A 17,720-nucleotide genomic window follows, 5' to 3' on the forward strand; every position below is an offset into this window, starting at 1 on the left:
GGCGTGTTTGCGCCTGTTTACGCCTGATGTGCTTCCCGCGCCATTCCGACGTGTGGAATACCGTCTTCGTCATAGATATCCGTGACCGGCACAAAGCCAAAGCGCGCATAGAATGATTGCAAATGTGCCTGCGCCCCCAGATACAGCGCCTTGTGCGGCCAATGCTGCGTACAGGAGGCCAGCGTCTGAGTCATTAGCTGTTGCCCCAATTTTTCACCCCGCAGCGCTTCGCTTACGATCACCCGCCCTATGACGACCGGCTCAAGCTCATCATCGCTTTTCAGAATCCTCGCATACGCCACCAGTTCATCGTTATGCCAACCCAGAATGTGCCGGTTTTCACCACTGAGGTCATCACCATCCACATCCTGATACGGACACCGTTGCTCAACAACAAATACCGCACAGCGAAGCTCAAGAATGGCGTACAGCTGCTGTGTATTGAGCTTTGCATGGTGGAGATCTTGCCAGTGAATCATAGTCTGCCCCTTTGTTGTGATAACCTGAACACCCTGCCTTATTGATGGCGAAAAGTGTAACGCGAAGATGGAATTACTATTTTTAGGCACGTCTGCGGGAGTCCCCACGCGCTCACGCAATGTAACGGCAATTTTACTGAATCTGCAACACCCGACTCAGGCGGGGCTGTGGCTTTTCGATTGTGGTGAAGGAACGCAGCATCAGATGCTGACCACACCATTTAACCCTGGAAAACTCGAGCGTATTTTTATCAGCCATCTACACGGCGATCACCTGTTTGGTTTACCGGGGCTGCTGTGCAGTCGCTCAATGGCCGGGAACGTCCAGCCACTGACGCTTTACGGACCAAAGGGATTGCGAGAGTTTACCGAAACGGCTTTGCGTTTGAGCGGCTCCTGGACCGATTATCCGCTGGATATTGTCGAAATCACCGCGGGTGAAATTGTCGATGACGGCCTGCGTAAAGTAACGGCGTACCCGCTGGAGCATCCGCTGGAGTGCTACGGTTTTCGTGTTGAAGAGCACGACAAACCGGGGGCACTTGACGCCAGCGCCTTGAAGGCGGCTGGTGTTAAAGCGGGCCCGTGGTTCCAGGATTTGAAAGCCGGGAAAACCATCGTGCTGGAGGATGGTCGAGCGATTAACGGCGCCGATTTTCTCGGCCCTGCCACCAGAGGAAAATCTGTGGCTATTTTCGGCGACACAGGACCTTGCGCGTCCGCCATTGAACTGGCACGCGGTGTGGATGTGATGGTACATGAAACCACACTGGACTCCTCAATGGAGGAAAAAGCCAACAGCCGCGGTCACAGCTCGACCCGACAAGCCGCCCAGCTGGCGCTTGAGGCCGGAGTGGGACGCCTGATCATGACCCACGTTAGCTCACGCTACGATGAAAAAGGTTGTCAGCGGTTACTCGAAGAGTGCAAAGCGATATTTCCAGACACTGAACTGGCTCACGATTTCGCCATTTTCACCGTTTAATGCTCCATTTTTCCGCCTCAGTGCCGATAACAGTGGAAAGGCTGGCTTTCACACTGAGGACAGGATGAACAATTTCCAGAAAGATATTGATGACAGGACAAACCTAACCCTGTCTAACCGTTTTGAACTGCTGCTGTTTCGCCTTGGCAAATCCGTCGAGGAGCAGAAATCAGAACTGTTTGGCATCAACGTATTCAAACTGCGTGAAATCGTACCGATGCCGACCTTTACGCGTCCCGCAGGTATGAAAGCCCCGTTGCTGGGTATGGTTAACATTCGCGATCAGGTGATCCCGGTGATTGATCTGCCTGCCGTCGCGGGCTGTAAGCCAGAGACCGGACTCAACATCCTGTTGATCACGGAATATGCCCGCAGCGTTCAGGCGTTTGCGGTGGAGTCGGTAGAAAACATTATGCGTCTGGACTGGCAACAGGTGCATACCGCCGAAAAAGCCGTCAATGGTCGCTACATTACCAGTATCGCCTGTCTGGACGACAACAAAGAGACTAACAATCTGGCGCTGGTGCTCGATGTCGAACAGATCCTGTACGACATCGTACCGTCGAACCACGACCTGCGCGCAACAGAGCTGAAAACCAATAAGTTCAACATTACGCCGGGTGCGGTGGCGATTGTGGCTGATGATTCCAAAGTGGCTCGCGCGATGCTGGAAAAAGGGCTTAACGCCATGGAGATCCCACACTTGATGCATGTGACGGGCCAGGATGCGTGGGAAAAGATACAACAGCTATCTGAAGAAGCAGAAGCGGAAGGTAAACCAATCAGCGAGAAGATTGCGCTGGTGCTCACCGATCTGGAAATGCCGGAGATGGACGGTTTTACGCTTACCCGTAAGATAAAAACCGACGAACGCCTGAAGAAGATCCCGGTCGTTATCCACTCCTCACTTTCCGGTAGCGCTAATGAAGATCACGTACGCCGAGTGAAAGCAGATGGTTACGTGGCCAAATTCGAAGTCAATGAGCTGTCTTCAGTAATTCAGGAAGTGATGGATCGCACAGCGAAAGGCATCAGCGGCCCGCTGGTGAGCCGTCAACTTTCGGCCTGACACCCCAGCAACTTGAAGTATGACGAGTATAGACAGGTAAAAAAAAGAGTCTGGACATTGTCCAGACTCTTTTTCGATCACAGCATGATGAATTACATCAGCGGAGCCGCTAACTGCACGATGCTGATCAACGGTTGCGGGTAGATACCCAGCACCAGTACCAGCAGGGCAGAAATCAGCACCACAATACCGCCCGCGCTGTACTGCCAGTTGGACGGCGCATCACGATTTAGCTGCTGCGGTGCGCTCAGGTACAGGCTCACGGCAACGCGCAGGTAGTAGTACAAACCAATCGCGGAACCCACCACCACGGCGGCAACCAGCCACCACAGATTAGCCTGCACACCCACCGCCAGTACGTAGAACTTACCGATAAAGCCCAGCGTCATCGGAATACCCGCCAGAGACAGCATCATCACCGTCATCACCGCCGCGAGGATTGGACGATGCCAGAACAGACCACGGTAGGAGAACAGAGAGTCTGCATCCGGGCCGCGGTACGGGCTGGACATCAGACTGACCACACCGAACGCACCGAGGCTGCTGAACAGATAACCGGCCAGGTAAACGCCAACCGCTTCCATCGACATCTCGCCGCTCTGCAGGGCAATCAGCGCCACCAGCAGGTAACCGAGGTGAGAGATAGAAGAGTAACCAAGCAGACGTTTGATGTTGGTCTGGCTCAGCGCCATCAGGTTACCGAAGATAATAGAAGCAAAGGCAATCACACCCAGCACGATCCGTACCGCTTCGCTATCACCTACCGGTGCGTACAGGAACAGACGCATCACCACGCCGAAGATAGCGATTTTGCTCGCCGTCGCCAGGAAGGTGGAAACCGGAGCCGGAGCGCCCTGGTATACGTCTGGCGTCCACAGGTGGAATGGAACCAGTGAGAGTTTAAAGCCGAGGCCAACAATCATCAGACCGAAGCCCGCCAGCAGCAGCGGTTCTTGCAGCATACCGTCGCCGAGGCTCTTACCGAGCGCGACAAACGACAGGTTGCCAGACTGCGCGTACACCAGCGCCATACCAAACAGCAGGAAGGAAGACGCTGCGGCAGACAGAATGGTGTATTTGATACTGGCTTCCAGCGAACGTTTCTGACGGAACGCATAGCCAACCAGACCAAACAGCGGCAGAGAGATAAGCTCAATACCAAGGAACAGCGCCGCCAGATGGTTAGCGTTAGCCAGCAGAATACCGCCGAGCGCGGCAATCAGCACCAGCAGATAGAACTCTTCCCGGTTGTCGTCGTAGCCTTCCAGCCACGGGTAAGCGAAGGTACAGGTGGCAAGACTCGCCAGCAGCACCAGCCCTGTGTAGAGCATGGCGAAACCGTCAACCCGCATCAGCGGGGTGACGTCCATAGCGCCCGCCTGGCCAACAAACCAGAGCGAAACCAGTGCGGCGTTAAGCCCAATGACCGACAGCGTGGCATTGAGGAAGTGATTGCGTCGCCACGCAATGGAGAGCATCACAACCACCACCGTCAAGCCGACGATCAGCAGCGGTAGCAGCGCAATCAGGTGTTGTGGAGTTATTGTCATGGCGATTTACGGCCTTGTAGTAGTAACGGAATTAACAAACCACTGCTGGATGTTGCTCATCGCAGAATGCGAGGTATCCAGAATCGGCTGCGGATAGAAGCCAAGCAGTACCAGAAGCACGACCAGCAACAGGATGATAAACAGCTCACGCAGCGACATCCCTGGCAGTTCAACACTGGCAATCTGGCTCTTCGCCTTACCAAAGTAAGCGCGATGCAGCATCGCCAGCGAGTAAACAGAAGCAAACACCAGACCAAATGTCGAGATCACGGTAATAACCGGAACCACCTGGTAGCTGCCGAACAGAATCATAAATTCGCCAACGAAGTTACCTGTACCCGGCATACCCAGCGTACACACTGCAAAGAACATTGACAGCGCAGGCAACCATTTCATTTTGCCCCACAGGCCGCCCATCATACGCATATCACGCGTGTGCAGACGTTCGTACAGCTGACCACACAGGATGAACAGACCGGCTGCGGACAGGCCGTGCGCGATCATCTGAATCACCGCACCCTGGTATGCCAACTGGCTGCCGGTGTAGATAGCAATCAGTACGAAGCCCATGTGGGATACGGAGGTGTAAGCAATCAGACGTTTGATGTCGTACTGATTAAAGGCCATCCACGCGCCGTAGAAGATGCCGATGACGCCAAGCCACATTGCGATAGGTGCAAACTCCGCTGACGCATTCGGGAACAGCGGCAGGGAGAAGCGCAGCAGACCGTAGGCTGCGGTTTTCAGCAAGATACCTGCCAGGTCAACGGAACCTGCGGTCGGTGCCTGGGAGTGAGCATCCGGCAACCAGCCGTGCAGCGGAACCACCGGCATTTTCACCGCGAAAGCGATGAAGAAGCCCAGCATCAGCAGGTATTCCACGCCGTGGGACATCGGAGTATTCAGCAATTCTTCATAGTTGAAAGTCCACACGCCGGTCGCTTTGTAGTGCACAAACACCAGCGCCAGGATGGCAATCAACATCACCAGACCACTCGCCTGGGTATAAATGAAGAACTTGGTTGCTGCCGTGATACGCGTTTTACCGTCAGAGGCTTTATGCCCCCAAAGCGCGATCAGGAAGTACATCGGCACCAGCATCATTTCCCAGAAGAAGAAGAACAGGAACATGTCGATGGCAAGGAACACGCCGATTACGCCGCCTAAGATCCACATCAGGTTCAGGTGGAAAAAGCCCTGGTATTTTTCGATTTCATTCCAGGAGCAAAGTACCGCCAGAACACCGAGCAGGCCGGTCAGCACCACCATCAGCAGCGACAGACCGTCGATAGCAAGATGAATCGAGATGCCAAAGCGTGGGATCCACGGCAGGACAAACTCAGACTGCCACTGCGGAATGCCAGTGGATTGCGTCAGTGAATAGCCGCCCTGCAACCAAAGTTGCAGGCCAAGCGCCAGCGTCAGTCCCATGGTAATCAGCGCGATCCAACGCGGCACCTTCACGCCAAAGCGTTCGGTCTGCCAGCACAGGAAGCCACCGATAAAGGGAATCAATATTAGCCAGGGTAGTAACATGGCGATTTTTATTCCTTTTTAAGGCCCCTAATAGAGGCCTGATTTTCAACGAATTTGGATAAAATTCACTTTACGATCAACGCAGTACCATCAACAGAGCCAGCACAACGACGGCACCGATGCTCATTGATGCTACATACCAACGCAGATAGCCGTTCTCGCTTAACAACAGGCCTTTACCTGCAAAGCGGGAAAGGATCGCCGGAATGTTCATCATTGCGTTCAGCGGATCGCGTTTCAGCAGCCATGCAACGCCCAGGAACGGCTTGACGAACACTTTGTCGTACAGCCAGTCGAAGCCCCAGGCGTTATACCACCAGGTACCCAGCAGACGGCCTGGCGCACTGTTGGCAATCGACGTCACCAGAGTACGTTTACCCAGCCACAGCCATGCAGCGATCAGAATGCCTGCAATCGCGACGATACCGGAGGTAATTTCCAGGGTCATCACGCGACCATGCTCAAGCTCGGTCGTCGCAGGCAGTACACCCTGCAGCGGTGGCACAATCAGTGCCCCAACGAAGGTGGACAGGATCATCAGCACAATCAGCGGCAGATGATGTGTAATCCCCTTCCCTGCGTGAGCGTGAATTTGCTCTTTACCGTGGAACACGATGAAAATCATACGGAAGGTGTACAGAGAGGTCATGAACGCACCGACCAGACCTGCAACCATCAGATTAATATGACCGTTCGCCATCGCACCGGCCAGAATCTCATCCTTACTGAAGAAGCCTGCGGTAATCAGCGGCAGAGCCGACAGCGCCGCGCCACCGATCAGGAAGCAGAGATACACCAGCGGAATGGACTTACGCAGGCCGCCCATCTTGAAGATGTTCTGTTCGTGGTGACAGGCCAGGATAACCGAGCCGGATGCCAGGAACAGCAGCGCTTTAAAGAACGCGTGCGTCATCAGGTGGAAAATCGCCGCGTCCCACGCCTGAACCCCGAGAGCCAGGAACATATAACCAATCTGGCTCATGGTGGAGTATGCGAGAACGCGTTTAATGTCGGTCTGTACCAGCGCGGCAAAACCAGCCAGTACCAGAGTGATAGCCCCGATAATCCCCACCAGATGCAGGATTTCCGGCGTCATCAGGAACAGGCCGTGGGTACGTGCAATCAGATAGACACCGGCGGTAACCATCGTCGCGGCGTGGATCAACGCGGAGACAGGCGTCGGACCTGCCATCGCGTCAGCAAGCCATGTCTGCAACGGCAGCTGCGCGGATTTACCCACCGCACCGCCCAGCAGCATCAGGGTTGCCCACATCAGCATGTTGTTACCATCTGCAAAGTGAGCAGGTGCCAGTTCCACCATTTCGCGGAAGTTCAGCGTGCCCAGCTCGTTGTAGAGGATAAACAATGCGAAGGCGAGGAACACGTCACCCACACGGGTCACGACGAAGGCTTTCATTGCCGCAGCGCCATTCTTCGGATCGGTGTAATAGAAACCGATCAGCAGATAGGAGCACAGGCCCACGCCTTCCCAGCCGAGGTACATCAGCAGCAGGTTATCCGCCAGTACCAGAACCACCATGCTGGCGATAAACAGGTTGGTGTAGGCGAAGAAACGGGAGTATCCCTCTTCACCGCGCATATACCAGGAGGCGAACATGTGGATCAGGAAACCCACACCGGTCACCACACTGAGCATGGTCAGCGACAGGCCGTCCAGCACCAGGTTAAAACCGATATTGAAGTCACCGACAGACATCCACGTCCACAGCGGCTGGCTGTAGGCCTGTTGACCATTAGCAAAGAAGTCAACGCCAACAAACGCGGTCACCAGCGCCGCCAGGCCAATCGACCCGACGCCCACGGTCGCGGACAGATTTTCTGACCAACGACCGCGAGAGAACGCCAGTAATACAAAGCCAATAAATGGCAGAATAATGGTTAAGGCAAGCATGTTCATCCACGCATCTCACTTACTGAATCGATGTTCAGGTTCTGGCGACGGCGATGAAGTTGCAGCAACAGCGCAAGTCCAATGCTCGCTTCCGCAGCCGCAAGGCTGATGGCGAGAATATACATCACCTGACCATCGGTCTGGCCCCAGTAGCTTCCGGCGACCACGAAGGCCAGCGCGGAGGCGTTAATCATGATTTCCAGCCCGATCAGCATAAACAGCAGATTGCGGCGGATAACCAGACCGGTTAAGCCCAGTACGAATAAGACAGCCGCGAGGATCAGTCCATGTTGTAAGGGGATCATGCGTGCTCCTCCGTTTTTCTTTTCGCGCGGTCATCGGTGCGATTGCTCAGCACTTCACCAGAACGCTCTTCGCGCCCTACGTGGAAGGCCACAACCAGACCTGCCAGCAGCAGCATCGAAGCCAGCTCGACCGCCAGTACATACGGTCCGAACAGGGAAATACCGACAGCTTTCGCGCTAATTGGCGTCCCGTCGATGCCCTGATCGTTAACACCCAGAATGGCATAAACAATAACCGCCAGCATGATGGCCGACAGAATCGCCGGTCCAATCCACACCTGCGGTTTCAGCCACTGGCGTTCCTGTTCAATTTCAGAACCACCGAGGTTGAGCATCATGACCACGAACACGAACAACACCATGATGGCGCCCGCGTAGACGATTATTTCCAGCGCCCCCGCGAAGTAAGCACCTAACGAGAAGAACACCCCGGAAATCGCCAGCAGCGAAATAATCAGGTACAGCAGTGCGTGTACCGGATTGGTGTGGGTGATCACCCGCAAGGTTGCGAGAATGGCTATCAGGCCACAGATATAAAAAGCGAACTCCATTGCCCCTCTCCTTACGGTAACAGGCTCTTGACGTCGATAGGCTTGGCTTCGTTCTCTGCTTCGCCCTTATCTTTGCCGTCGATTGCCATACCTGCCATCCGGTAGAAGTTATATTCCGGGTATTTACCCGGACCGGAGATCAGCAGATCCTCTTTCTCGTAAACCAGGTCCTGGCGCTTGTACTCACCCAGCTCGAAATCTGGAGTCAGCTGAATAGCCGTTGTCGGACAGGCTTCTTCGCACAGGCCGCAGAAAATGCAGCGTGAGAAGTTAATGCGGAAAAACTCTGGATACCAGCGGCCGTCTTTGGTCTCTGCTTTTTGCAAAGAGATACAGCCTACCGGACACGCTACCGCACACAGGTTACAGGCAACGCAGCGCTCTTCGCCGTCCGGGTCACGGGTCAGAACGATACGACCACGAAAACGGGGCGGTAGATAGACCGGCTCTTCCGGGTACATCTGCGTTTCGCGTTTCGCGAACGCATGCAGGCCGATCATCCAGATACTGCGTACCTGGGTGCCGAAACCTACTAACAATTCTTTTAAGGTCATGGTCTTTGTGTCCCTTATTGCGCCTGCCAGAGAATGACAGCCGCCGTTACCAGCAAGTTGACGAGCGTCAGCGGCAGACAGACTTTCCAGCCGAAGGACATTACCTGGTCATAACGAGGACGCGGTAACGACGCACGAATCAAAATGAACATCATCATGAAGAACGCGGTTTTCAGCGCGAACCAGACGAATGGCGGTAAGAACGGACCATGCCAGCCACCGAAGAACAGGGTAACCATCAGTGCAGAAATGGTGACGATGCCGATGTACTCACCCACGAAGAACAGACCGAATTTCATACCGGAGTATTCAATGTGGTAACCGTCGGCCAGTTCCTGCTCGGCTTCTGGCTGGTCAAACGGGTGACGGTGACACACCGCCACGCCCGCGATGGCAAAGGTGACAAAACCAAAGAACTGCGGAATAACGTTCCAGATATCAGCCTGGTTGTTGACGATGTCGGTCATGTTAAATGAACCGGCCTGCGCCACCACGCCCATCAGGGAAAGTCCGAGGAATACTTCGTAGCTCAGCGTCTGCGCAGACGCGCGCATCGCACCGAGCAGCGAGTATTTGTTGTTACTGGACCAGCCTGCGAACAACACCGCGTATACCGCGAGGCCTGCCATCATCAGGAAGAACAGGATCCCGATGTTCAGGTCAGCAACCACCCAGTTCGGGCTCACCGGCACGATGGCGAAAGCCAGCAGCAGCGAGGTGAAGGCGATCATCGGTGCCAGGGTAAAGATGACGCGATCCGAGAATTTCGGGATCCAGTCTTCTTTAAAGAACATCTTGATCATGTCCGCAACCAGCTGGAGCGAACCGCCCCAGCCAACACGGTTCGGTCCGTAACGGTTCTGGAACAGACCGAGCAGACGACGTTCGCCAAAGCTCATGAATGCCCCGCAGGTGACCACCACCAGCAGAATCACGACCGCTTTGAGAACGCTCAGCAGGATCTCAATCAGATCGGGTGTAATCCAACTCATTGTTGTGCCTCCTGCAGATCCTCAAGACGTGCACCAGCCAGAACCGGCGCGATGCCAGGCATACCCATTGGCAAACCAACCTGCCCTGCCGTTAATCCTTCAGCGATTTCAACCGGCAGCGTAACCGTGTTGCCATCGTAGCTGAAAGAAACGCGCGTACCGGCATTCACACCCAACTTCGCGGCATCAGCCGGGTTGAGTTTGATGTACGGCTGCGGCATACGGGTCTGGAAGACAGGCGCACGCTGGGACATTTCGTCACTACCAAACAGATGATAGTAAGGCGCGACACGCCACTGACCATCCTGAGCCTGGAAGCTCGCCGGAACGGTTGTGAAGTAATCCAGACCATCTGCCGAAGCTTCGATCAGACGCACGCCCGGATCGCCATGACGCAGTTTACCGCCCACTTCATCCTGGAACTTGTTCCACGCCTGTGGGGAGTTCCAGCCCGGAGCCCAGGCAAACGGAATTTGCGAACGCGGCGCAGACGGTTGGTTGTTCCCTTCCATAGAGAAAGCGAACATGGTGTCTTTGTCCTGCGGCTGGCGTGGTTCGTGAACGCTGATGTTGGCGCGCATTGCGGTACGACCACTGTAGCGGTGCGGTTCACGTGCCAGTTTCTGTCCACGGATACGGAAGCTTGCATCCGGCGCGGCATCTTTAATACCCGCCAACTGCGGTAACTTCTCAACGACCGCGTCGATAACATGGTCGAGCTGCGTCCAGTCCACTTCACGACTCTGCACGGTACTGTGCAGCGAGTGCAGCCAGCGCCAGCTTTCCAGCATTACGGTGTTGCTGTCGTAGTAGGATGGGTCATAGACCTGGAAGAAACGCTGGGCGCGACCTTCGTTGTTAATTACCGTACCATCGCTTTCGGCGAAGCTAGCGGCGGAAAGCACCAGATGGGCGTTTTCCATAATAGCCGTGCGCTGATGGTCAACAACCAGTACCAGCGGCGCTTTCGCCAGCGCGGCGTTCACACGCGTTGCTGAAGCATGGCGATGCAGGTCATTTTCCAACACCACAACGGCGTCAGCACGACCGGTTTCCAGCTCGGTCAGCGCGTCGTCGAGGGAACCACCGCCAATCATACCCAGCCCCATGCTGTTAACAGAGCGAGCAATCATGGTGATTCCGACGTCTGCGCCACGGCCTTTCAGCGCCTTCGCCACGTTGGCAGCAGCCTGAATCACGTCGGCGCTACCGGCGTTGGTACCGGAAATAATCAGTGGTTTCTTCGCCCCGGCCAGAGCCTGAACGATGACGTCAATTTTGTTCTGCAGGTCACGGTCGATACCGTCAACCGCCGGTGCGTTGTTATCCAGCGCATGGGCGATCGCGAAACCTAAACGCGCCTGATCTTCAACCGGCGCACGGTAGGTCCATGCCGCGATATCATCCAGACGGGTGTTATCGACGTTGGTAACGAACAGCGGGTGCTTGGCGCGCTGGCCAATATTGAGGATTGCCGCAATCTGCCAGTCGGCCACTTTCTGCGCCGCCGCCATTTCACGCGCTTTACCTTTCACCGCCTGACGCACTGCCAGCGCAACGCGCGCGCCGGTTTGGGTGACATCTTCGCCCAGGACCAGAACCGCATCGTATGACTCGATTTCGCGCAGTGCCGGGGTATGAATACCGCCGTCACGCAGCACGCTCAGAGCCAGTTGCAGACGTTCCTGCTCGCCCTGGGCAATACCGGTATAGAAGTTATCCGCACCGACCAGTTCACGCAGCGCGAAGTTACTTTCAACGCTGGCACGCGGGGAGCCGATACCAATCACTTTCTTCGACTGACGCAGAATATCTGCCGCGCCCTGCATCGCCTGTTCGGCGTTCAGCGTGATCAGGTCATCGCCACGACGCTGTACCGGCTGGCGTGGACGGTCTTTCAGGTTCACGTAACCATAGCCAAAACGACCACGGTCGCAGAGGAAGTAGTGGTTAACGGTACCGTTGTAGCGGTTTTCGATACGACGCAGTTCACCGTAGCGCTCGCCCGGGCTGATGTTACAACCGATAGAACACTGCTGGCAGATGCTCGGCGCAAACTGCATGTCCCATTTACGGTTATAACGCTCGGAGTGCGTTTTATCGGTGAAGACGCCGGTCGGGCAAATTTCCACCAGGTTACCGGAGAATTCGCTTTCGAGCGTACCGTCTTCCGGACGACCAAAGTAGACGTTGTCATGTGCGCCATAGACGCCCAGATCCGCACCATCGGCGTAATCTTTGTAGTAACGTACGCAGCGATAGCAGGCGATGCAGCGGTTCATTTCGTGAGAGATGAACGGCCCCAGGTCCTGGTTGCGGTGAGTACGCTTCGTGAAGCGGTAGCGACGGAAGCTATGACCGGTCATGACGGTCATATCCTGAAGGTGGCAGTTACCGCCCTCTTCACAGACCGGACAGTCGTGCGGGTGGTTAGTCATCAACCACTCCACTACGCTTTCGCGAAACTGCTTCGCTTCTTCGTCATCAATTGAAATAAAGGTGCCTTCGGTGGCCGGTGTCATACAAGACATCACCAGGCGACCACGCGTGTCTTCCGCGTTTTGATATTGCTTCACCGCACACTGGCGGCAAGCACCGACGCTTCCCAGCGCCGGGTGCCAGCAAAAGTACGGAATATCAAGGCCGAGAGACAGACAAGCGTCCAGCAGGTTGTCCGCTCCGTTGACCTCATATTCTTTGCCGTCTACATGAATCGTAGCCATAGTCAGCATGCTTCCAGTTGGCTCGGTCTAAAACCGAGCGTTAATCGAATTTCTGATCGCGATTCAGGGTTACCCTGCTATTACCAGCGCTCTTTCAGCAGGTTCGGCTGAATACCACCAATCTGATGGGTATTGCTGAAGGACTGCTTGATGCCAGCTTCGAATTCTTCGCGGAAATATTTAATGGCGCTCTGCAGCGGCTCCACCGCACCCGGGGCGTGTGCACAGAAGGTTTTACCCGGGCCGAGGAAACGACACAGTTGCTCAAGCGTCTCGATATCCCCAGGCTGGCCTTCGCCACGCTCCAGCGCGCGCAGAATTTTCACACTCCACGGCAGACCGTCACGGCACGGCGTACACCAGCCGCAGGACTCGCGGGCAAAGAACTCTTCCAGGTTACGCACCAGAGGAACCATGCCAATCTCGTGATCGACGGCCATTGCCAGCGCGGTGCCCAAACGGCTACCGGCTTTACCAATGCTCTCGAATTCCATCGGCAGATCGAGGTGCGCTTCAGTCAGGAAGTCAGTACCCGCGCCGCCCGGCTGCCAGGCTTTGAATTTCAGGCCATCACGCATGCCGCCCGCGTAATCTTCGAGGATCTCGCGCGCGGTAGTACCGAAAGGCAGTTCCCACAGGCCAGGGTTCTTCACGCGACCGGAGAAGCCCATCAGCTTGGTGCCCGCGTCTTTGCTCTGCGAAATGTTCTGGTACCACTCCACGCCGTTCGCGAGGATAGCTGGTACGTTACACAGGGTTTCGACGTTGTTAACGCAGGTCGGCTTACCCCAAGCGCCAGAGCTTGCCGGGAACGGCGGCTTAGAGCGTGGGTTAGCACGACGACCTTCAAGGGAGTTAATCAGCGCCGTCTCTTCACCGCAGATATAGCGCCCTGCCCCGGTGTGGACAAACAGTTCGAAGTCGAAACCGGTGCCCATGATGTTTTTGCCAAGCAAGCCGGCTTCGGTTGCTTCGGCAATCGCGCGACGCAGATGCACAGCCGCTTCGATATATTCACCACGCAGGAAGATGTAACCACGGTACGCTTTCAGCGCAAACGCGGAGATCAGCATGCCTTCCACCAGCAGGTGCGGCAGTTGTTCCATCAGCAGACGGTCTTTATAGGTACCCGGCTCCATTTCATCGGCGTTACACAGCAGGTAACGGATGTTCATGGATTCGTCTTTCGGCATCAGGCTCCACTTCAGACCGGTGGAAAAGCCCGCACCGCCGCGCCCTTTCAGGCCAGCGTCTTTTACCTGATTAACGATTTCGTCCGGTGACAGCCCGGTCAGGGCCTTACGCGCACCTTCGTAGCCGTTCTTGCTACGGTATTCGTCCAGCCAGACCGGCTGTTTGTCATCACGCAGACGCCAGGTCAGCGGATGCGTTTCGGGAGTACGGATAATGTCTTTCATTTATACCGCTCCAGCAGTTCGGGAATGCCTTCCGGGGTCAGGTGAGCATGAGTATCCTCATCGATCATCATGTTCGGCCCTTTATCGCAGTTCCCCAGGCAACAGGTCGGGAGCAGCGTAAAACGACCGTCAAAGGTCGTCTGCCCCGGCTTGATGTTGAGTTTTTTCTCAAGCGCAGCCTGGATCCCCTGATAGCCGTTGATATGGCACACCACGCTGTCGCAATAGCGGATCACGTGGCGACCTACCGGCTGGCGGAAGATCTGGCTATAGAACGTGGCAACACCTTCTACGTCGCTTGCCGGGATCCCCAGCACATCAGCGATCGCATAGATCGCCCCATCCGGCACCCAGCCACGCTGTTTCTGAACGATTTTCAGCGCTTCAATGGACGCCGCACGCGGGTCTTCGTAGTGGTGCTTCTCGTGCTCAATCGCTTCACGCTCAGCCGCACTCAGCTCAAAAGCCTCGGTTTGTGGTTGTTGATTCTCGTGCATAATTAGCGGTCCACATCTGACATAACAAAATCGATACTACCCAGGTGGACGATAAGGTCGGACACCAGGCTGCCACGTACCGCTACCGGGATCTGCTGCAGGTGCGCATAGCTCGGGGTACGGATACGGGTACGGTAACTCATGGTGCTGCCATCGCTGGTCAGGTAGTAACTGTTAATACCCTTGGTCGCTTCCACCATCTGGAAGGACTCGTTTGCCGGCATAACCGGTCCCCACGAAACCTGCAGGAAGTGGGTGATCAGGGTTTCGATATGTTGCAACGTGCGCTCTTTCGGCGGCGGCGTAGTCAGCGGGTGATCCGCTTTGAACGGGCCTTCCGGCATGTTGTTGAGGCACTGCTCAAGGATGCGCAGACTCTGGCGCAGCTCTTCAACTTTCAGCATCACGCGGGTATAGCAGTCGGACACGCCGCCGCCAACCGGGACTTCAAAGTCAAAGTTTTCGTAGCCAGAGTATGGACGCGCTTTACGCACGTCAAAATCAATACCGGTCGCACGCAGCGCAGCACCGGTACAACCCCAGTCCAGCGCTTCTTTCTTACCGTAAGCGGCAACGCCTTGCGAACGGCCTTTCAGGATGGTGTTACGCAGTGCGGCTTTCTCGTAGGAATCCAGACGTTTTGGCATCCAGTCGAGGAAGTCACGCAGCAGTTTGTCCCAACCGCGCGGCAGATCGTGTGCCACACCGCCGATACGGAACCAGGCCGGGTGCATACGGAAACCGGTGATCGCTTCCACTACGTCATAGATTTTCTGACGGTCGGTAAAGGCGAAGAAGACCGGCGTCATCGCGCCGACGTCCTGGATGAACGTGGAGATGTACAGCAGGTGGCTGTTGATACGGAACAGTTCAGACAACATAACGCGAATCACGTTGACGCGATCCGGCGTGGTGATGCCAGCCAGTTTCTCAACGGCCAGTACGTAAGGCATTTCGTTAACGCAGCCGCCGAGGTACTCGATACGGTCGGTGTACGGAATGTAGCTATGCCAGGACTGACGTTCACCCATCTTTTCAGCGCCACGGTGGTGGTAGCCGATGTCAGGCACGCAGTCGACGATTTCTTCGCCATCAAGCTGCAGCACAATACGGAACGCACCGTGAGAAGACGGGTGGTTAGGACCGAGGTTGAGGAACATGAAGTCCTCGTTTTCGGAACTACGCTTCATGCCCCATTCTTCTGGTTTGAAGGTCAGTGATTCCATTTCCAGATCCTGTTTGGCTTTGGTCAGCTCAAACGGATCGAATTCGGTCGCACGCGCCGGGTAGTCTTTACGCAGCGGATGACCTTCCCAGGTATGCGGCATCAGCAGACGCGTCAGGTGCGGGTGACCTTCGATGTCGATGCCAAACATTTCCCAGGTTTCACGCTCATACCAGTTGGCGTTCGGGAACAGTTTGGTGAACGTCGGTACACGCAGGTCGTTTTCAGACAATGCCACCTTGAGCATGATATCGCGATTGCGTTCAATGGAGATCAGGTGATAGAAAACGGAAAAATCCGCGGCAGGTAACCCTTCGCGGTGCGTACGCAGACGTTCGTCCATGCCGTGTAAGTCAAACAGCATGACGTAAGGTTTCGGCAGTCTCTTTAAGAAATCGCCAACTTCCAGTAATTGTTCACGCTTGACCCAAACAACAGGTACCCCGGTGCGAGTCGCCTGAACGGTAAAGGCATCCGGCCCAAAACGGTTGCGCAGTTCGCCAATGACCGGGTCATCAAGGTGATCCCGTGTTTGCCATACAGCGTCTTGCGCGGTTAAGTCGGTCATATTGTTCACCATTGCAAATGGTCCGTGGTGGTCGGCAGTGCTTCGCGCTATTTATGTAGTGATAAGCGAAGGAAGTGCTGCTGCCGACAGGCGCAAATTAAATCTCGTCTGGTGTACGAAGATTCGTTACAGCAATACGTTCGCCGCGTTTACGCTCGCGTTCTGACTGCATATTGGCGCGATAAACGCCCTGATCGCCAACCACCCAGGAGAGCGGACGGCGTTCTTTGCCAATGGAATCTTGCAGCAGCATCAGAGCCTGCATATACGCTTCCGGACGCGGCGGGCATCCCGGAATGTACACATCGACCGGAATAAATTTATCAACGCCCTGCACCACAGAATAGATGTCGTACATACCGCCGGAGTTGGCGCATGCGCCCATGGAAATAACCCATTTCGGTTCCAGCATCTGATCGTAGAGGCGCTGAATAACCGGCGCCATTTTAGTAAAGCAGGTTCCGGCGACGACCATCAGGTCAGCCTGACGCGGCGATGCACGCAGTACTTCCGCACCAAAACGGGCCACATCGTGCACGGCGGTAAACGAGGTCACCATCTCAACGTAGCAGCAGGAAAGGCCAAAGTTATATGGCCAAATTGAGTTTTTACGGCCCCAGTTAACCATGTCATGCAGCTTGCCCATGAACACGTTTTTGTTAACTTCTTGCTCCAGGGGGTCGGTTACGATCTCCTGTTTTTGCAGGGGGTAACGGTCGTTCTCACCGTTAGGATCTATGCGGGTGAGCGTATAATCCATCTTAATGCCTCGCGGTTAGCGTTGACGATTAGCGATACTGTTCGTTTCCGGGTTCATACGCTCGCGGCGTGAACGCGCGGGCGTCCAGTCCAGCGCGCCAATACGCACCAGATAAACCAGACCTGCCAGTAACACAAAAATAAAAATTGCAGCTTCCACAAAGCCAATCCAGCCGCTTTCACGGATAGAAGTTGACCATGCGAACAGATACAGCGCTTCAACGTCGAAGATAACGAAGAACATGGCTACCAGATAAAACTTGGCAGACAGGCGCAAGCGGGCGGTGCCGACCGAGTCGATACCTGATTCAAACGGCACGTTTTTAGATCTCGCGCGCGCGCGACCACCTAAAAACCAGCCGCCGACGAGCATCAGGCAGCACAGGCCAATGGCAACAATAAGAAAGATAGCGAATGCCCAGTGATGAGCGATGATTTCAGTGGATGTTGACATACTCATTGCTTACTCATCAAAAGTAGCGCCAAATTCTCTGCTCTTTTCGGCAGATGAACGCCACATCGATTCATGGGGAGGAATAAAAAAAACCTTACAATCACTGTGAAAAACCATTTTATACAGCTAATTGATGGGGTTTT

16 protein-coding genes are annotated in these 17,720 nt (G+C 55.2%); 2 read left to right on the forward strand and 14 right to left on the reverse strand.

The annotated features are described in order from the left end of the window. Nucleotides 1-17: 17 nt before the first annotated feature. On the reverse strand, nucleotides 18-479 hold the full coding sequence (locus tag ABIE10_RS11195; RefSeq protein WP_016153827.1) for a GNAT family N-acetyltransferase: 462 nt from the start codon (nucleotides 477-479) through the stop codon (nucleotides 18-20). Nucleotides 480-546: 67 nt separating this feature from the next. On the opposite strand from ABIE10_RS11195, the gene rbn reads away from it, so the two are divergent. Further along, nucleotides 547-1,464 carry a ribonuclease BN gene (gene rbn, locus ABIE10_RS11200; protein WP_016157040.1) on the forward strand — a complete coding sequence of 306 codons (918 nt, stop codon included), beginning with the start codon at nucleotides 547-549 and terminating at the stop codon, nucleotides 1,462-1,464. Between the two features lie 64 nt (nucleotides 1,465-1,528). Continuing rightward, a complete protein-coding gene (locus ABIE10_RS11205) occupies nucleotides 1,529-2,533 on the forward strand; it encodes a chemotaxis protein (RefSeq protein WP_016157041.1) in 1,005 nt (334 codons plus the stop codon). A 92-nt stretch (nucleotides 2,534-2,625) separates the two neighbouring features. Here the strand turns inward: ABIE10_RS11205 and nuoN are convergent, their stop codons facing one another. The 13 genes from nuoN to nuoA form a co-directional block, all read right to left on the reverse strand. Beyond that, nucleotides 2,626-4,083, reverse strand: coding sequence for an NADH-quinone oxidoreductase subunit NuoN (gene nuoN / locus ABIE10_RS11210; RefSeq protein ID WP_016153830.1), 1,458 nt, complete (start codon nucleotides 4,081-4,083; stop codon nucleotides 2,626-2,628). 6 nt (nucleotides 4,084-4,089) lie between these two features. Beyond that, a complete protein-coding gene (nuoM, locus tag ABIE10_RS11215) occupies nucleotides 4,090-5,619 on the reverse strand; it encodes an NADH-quinone oxidoreductase subunit M (RefSeq protein ID WP_016153831.1) in 1,530 nt (509 codons plus the stop codon). A gap of 76 nt (nucleotides 5,620-5,695) precedes the next feature. Then, a complete protein-coding gene (gene nuoL, locus ABIE10_RS11220; RefSeq protein ID WP_016153832.1) occupies nucleotides 5,696-7,537 on the reverse strand; it encodes an NADH-quinone oxidoreductase subunit L in 1,842 nt (613 codons plus the stop codon). Next, on the reverse strand, nucleotides 7,534-7,836 hold the full coding sequence (gene nuoK, locus ABIE10_RS11225) for an NADH-quinone oxidoreductase subunit NuoK (RefSeq protein ID WP_006683663.1): 303 nt from the start codon (nucleotides 7,834-7,836) through the stop codon (nucleotides 7,534-7,536). Before nuoK ends, nuoL begins: the two co-directional genes overlap by 4 nt. Further along, complete coding sequence (nuoJ, locus tag ABIE10_RS11230) at nucleotides 7,833-8,387, reverse strand: NADH-quinone oxidoreductase subunit J (RefSeq protein WP_016153833.1); 555 nt, start codon at nucleotides 8,385-8,387, stop codon at nucleotides 7,833-7,835. Before nuoJ ends, nuoK begins: the two co-directional genes overlap by 4 nt. Nucleotides 8,388-8,398: 11 nt before the next feature. Next, nucleotides 8,399-8,941, reverse strand: a complete 543-nt coding sequence (gene nuoI / locus ABIE10_RS11235; protein ID WP_005129470.1) for an NADH-quinone oxidoreductase subunit NuoI — start codon at nucleotides 8,939-8,941, stop codon at nucleotides 8,399-8,401. A 14-nt stretch (nucleotides 8,942-8,955) separates the two neighbouring features. Continuing rightward, nucleotides 8,956-9,933 (reverse strand): NADH-quinone oxidoreductase subunit NuoH, encoded by a 978-nt coding sequence (gene nuoH, locus ABIE10_RS11240; RefSeq protein ID WP_016153834.1) that lies wholly within the window; start codon nucleotides 9,931-9,933, stop codon nucleotides 8,956-8,958. Beyond that, entirely contained in the window at nucleotides 9,930-12,656 is a 2,727-nt protein-coding gene (gene nuoG / locus ABIE10_RS11245; protein WP_429155721.1) for an NADH-quinone oxidoreductase subunit NuoG, read from the reverse strand. Before nuoG ends, nuoH begins: the two co-directional genes overlap by 4 nt. A gap of 80 nt (nucleotides 12,657-12,736) precedes the next feature. Beyond that, complete coding sequence (gene nuoF / locus ABIE10_RS11250) at nucleotides 12,737-14,074, reverse strand: NADH-quinone oxidoreductase subunit NuoF (RefSeq protein ID WP_016153836.1); 1,338 nt, start codon at nucleotides 14,072-14,074, stop codon at nucleotides 12,737-12,739. Further along, a complete protein-coding gene (nuoE, locus tag ABIE10_RS11255) occupies nucleotides 14,071-14,571 on the reverse strand; it encodes an NADH-quinone oxidoreductase subunit NuoE (protein ID WP_003028069.1) in 501 nt (166 codons plus the stop codon). Before nuoE ends, nuoF begins: the two co-directional genes overlap by 4 nt. Nucleotides 14,572-14,573: 2 nt before the next feature. Then, nucleotides 14,574-16,376 carry an NADH-quinone oxidoreductase subunit C/D gene (nuoC, locus tag ABIE10_RS11260; RefSeq protein ID WP_016153837.1) on the reverse strand — a complete coding sequence of 601 codons (1,803 nt, stop codon included), beginning with the start codon at nucleotides 16,374-16,376 and terminating at the stop codon, nucleotides 14,574-14,576. Between the two features lie 85 nt (nucleotides 16,377-16,461). Continuing rightward, a complete protein-coding gene (gene nuoB, locus ABIE10_RS11265) occupies nucleotides 16,462-17,124 on the reverse strand; it encodes an NADH-quinone oxidoreductase subunit NuoB (protein WP_003028075.1) in 663 nt (220 codons plus the stop codon). Between the two features lie 15 nt (nucleotides 17,125-17,139). Further along, complete coding sequence (gene nuoA / locus ABIE10_RS11270; RefSeq protein WP_003028077.1) at nucleotides 17,140-17,583, reverse strand: NADH-quinone oxidoreductase subunit NuoA; 444 nt, start codon at nucleotides 17,581-17,583, stop codon at nucleotides 17,140-17,142. Nucleotides 17,584-17,720 lie beyond the last annotated feature (137 nt).

Source organism: Citrobacter sp. 506 (genome assembly GCF_050434985.1).
Taxonomy (GTDB): Bacteria; Pseudomonadota; Gammaproteobacteria; order Enterobacterales; family Enterobacteriaceae; genus Citrobacter; species Citrobacter braakii.

Excerpts from the sequence above, each read along its gene's own strand:
- ABIE10_RS11195 (WP_016153827.1), bottom strand. The coding sequence starts at position 479 with ATGATTCACTGGCAAGATCTCCACCATGCAAAGCTCAATACACAGCAG.
- rbn (WP_016157040.1), top strand. The coding sequence starts at position 547 with ATGGAATTACTATTTTTAGGCACGTCTGCGGGAGTCCCCACGCGCTCA.
- ABIE10_RS11205 (WP_016157041.1), top strand. The coding sequence starts at position 1,529 with ATGAACAATTTCCAGAAAGATATTGATGACAGGACAAACCTAACCCTG.
- nuoN (WP_016153830.1), bottom strand. The coding sequence starts at position 4,083 with ATGACAATAACTCCACAACACCTGATTGCGCTGCTACCGCTGCTGATC.
- nuoM (WP_016153831.1), bottom strand. The coding sequence starts at position 5,619 with ATGTTACTACCCTGGCTAATATTGATTCCCTTTATCGGTGGCTTCCTG.
- nuoL (WP_016153832.1), bottom strand. The coding sequence starts at position 7,537 with ATGAACATGCTTGCCTTAACCATTATTCTGCCATTTATTGGCTTTGTA.
- nuoK (WP_006683663.1), bottom strand. The coding sequence starts at position 7,836 with ATGATCCCCTTACAACATGGACTGATCCTCGCGGCTGTCTTATTCGTA.
- nuoJ (WP_016153833.1), bottom strand. The coding sequence starts at position 8,387 with ATGGAGTTCGCTTTTTATATCTGTGGCCTGATAGCCATTCTCGCAACC.
- nuoI (WP_005129470.1), bottom strand. The coding sequence starts at position 8,941 with ATGACCTTAAAAGAATTGTTAGTAGGTTTCGGCACCCAGGTACGCAGT.
- nuoH (WP_016153834.1), bottom strand. The coding sequence starts at position 9,933 with ATGAGTTGGATTACACCCGATCTGATTGAGATCCTGCTGAGCGTTCTC.
- nuoG (WP_429155721.1), bottom strand. The coding sequence starts at position 12,656 with ATGGCTACGATTCATGTAGACGGCAAAGAATATGAGGTCAACGGAGCG.
- nuoF (WP_016153836.1), bottom strand. The coding sequence starts at position 14,074 with ATGAAAGACATTATCCGTACTCCCGAAACGCATCCGCTGACCTGGCGT.
- nuoE (WP_003028069.1), bottom strand. The coding sequence starts at position 14,571 with ATGCACGAGAATCAACAACCACAAACCGAGGCTTTTGAGCTGAGTGCG.
- nuoC (WP_016153837.1), bottom strand. The coding sequence starts at position 16,376 with ATGGTGAACAATATGACCGACTTAACCGCGCAAGACGCTGTATGGCAA.
- nuoB (WP_003028075.1), bottom strand. The coding sequence starts at position 17,124 with ATGGATTATACGCTCACCCGCATAGATCCTAACGGTGAGAACGACCGT.
- nuoA (WP_003028077.1), bottom strand. The coding sequence starts at position 17,583 with ATGAGTATGTCAACATCCACTGAAATCATCGCTCATCACTGGGCATTC.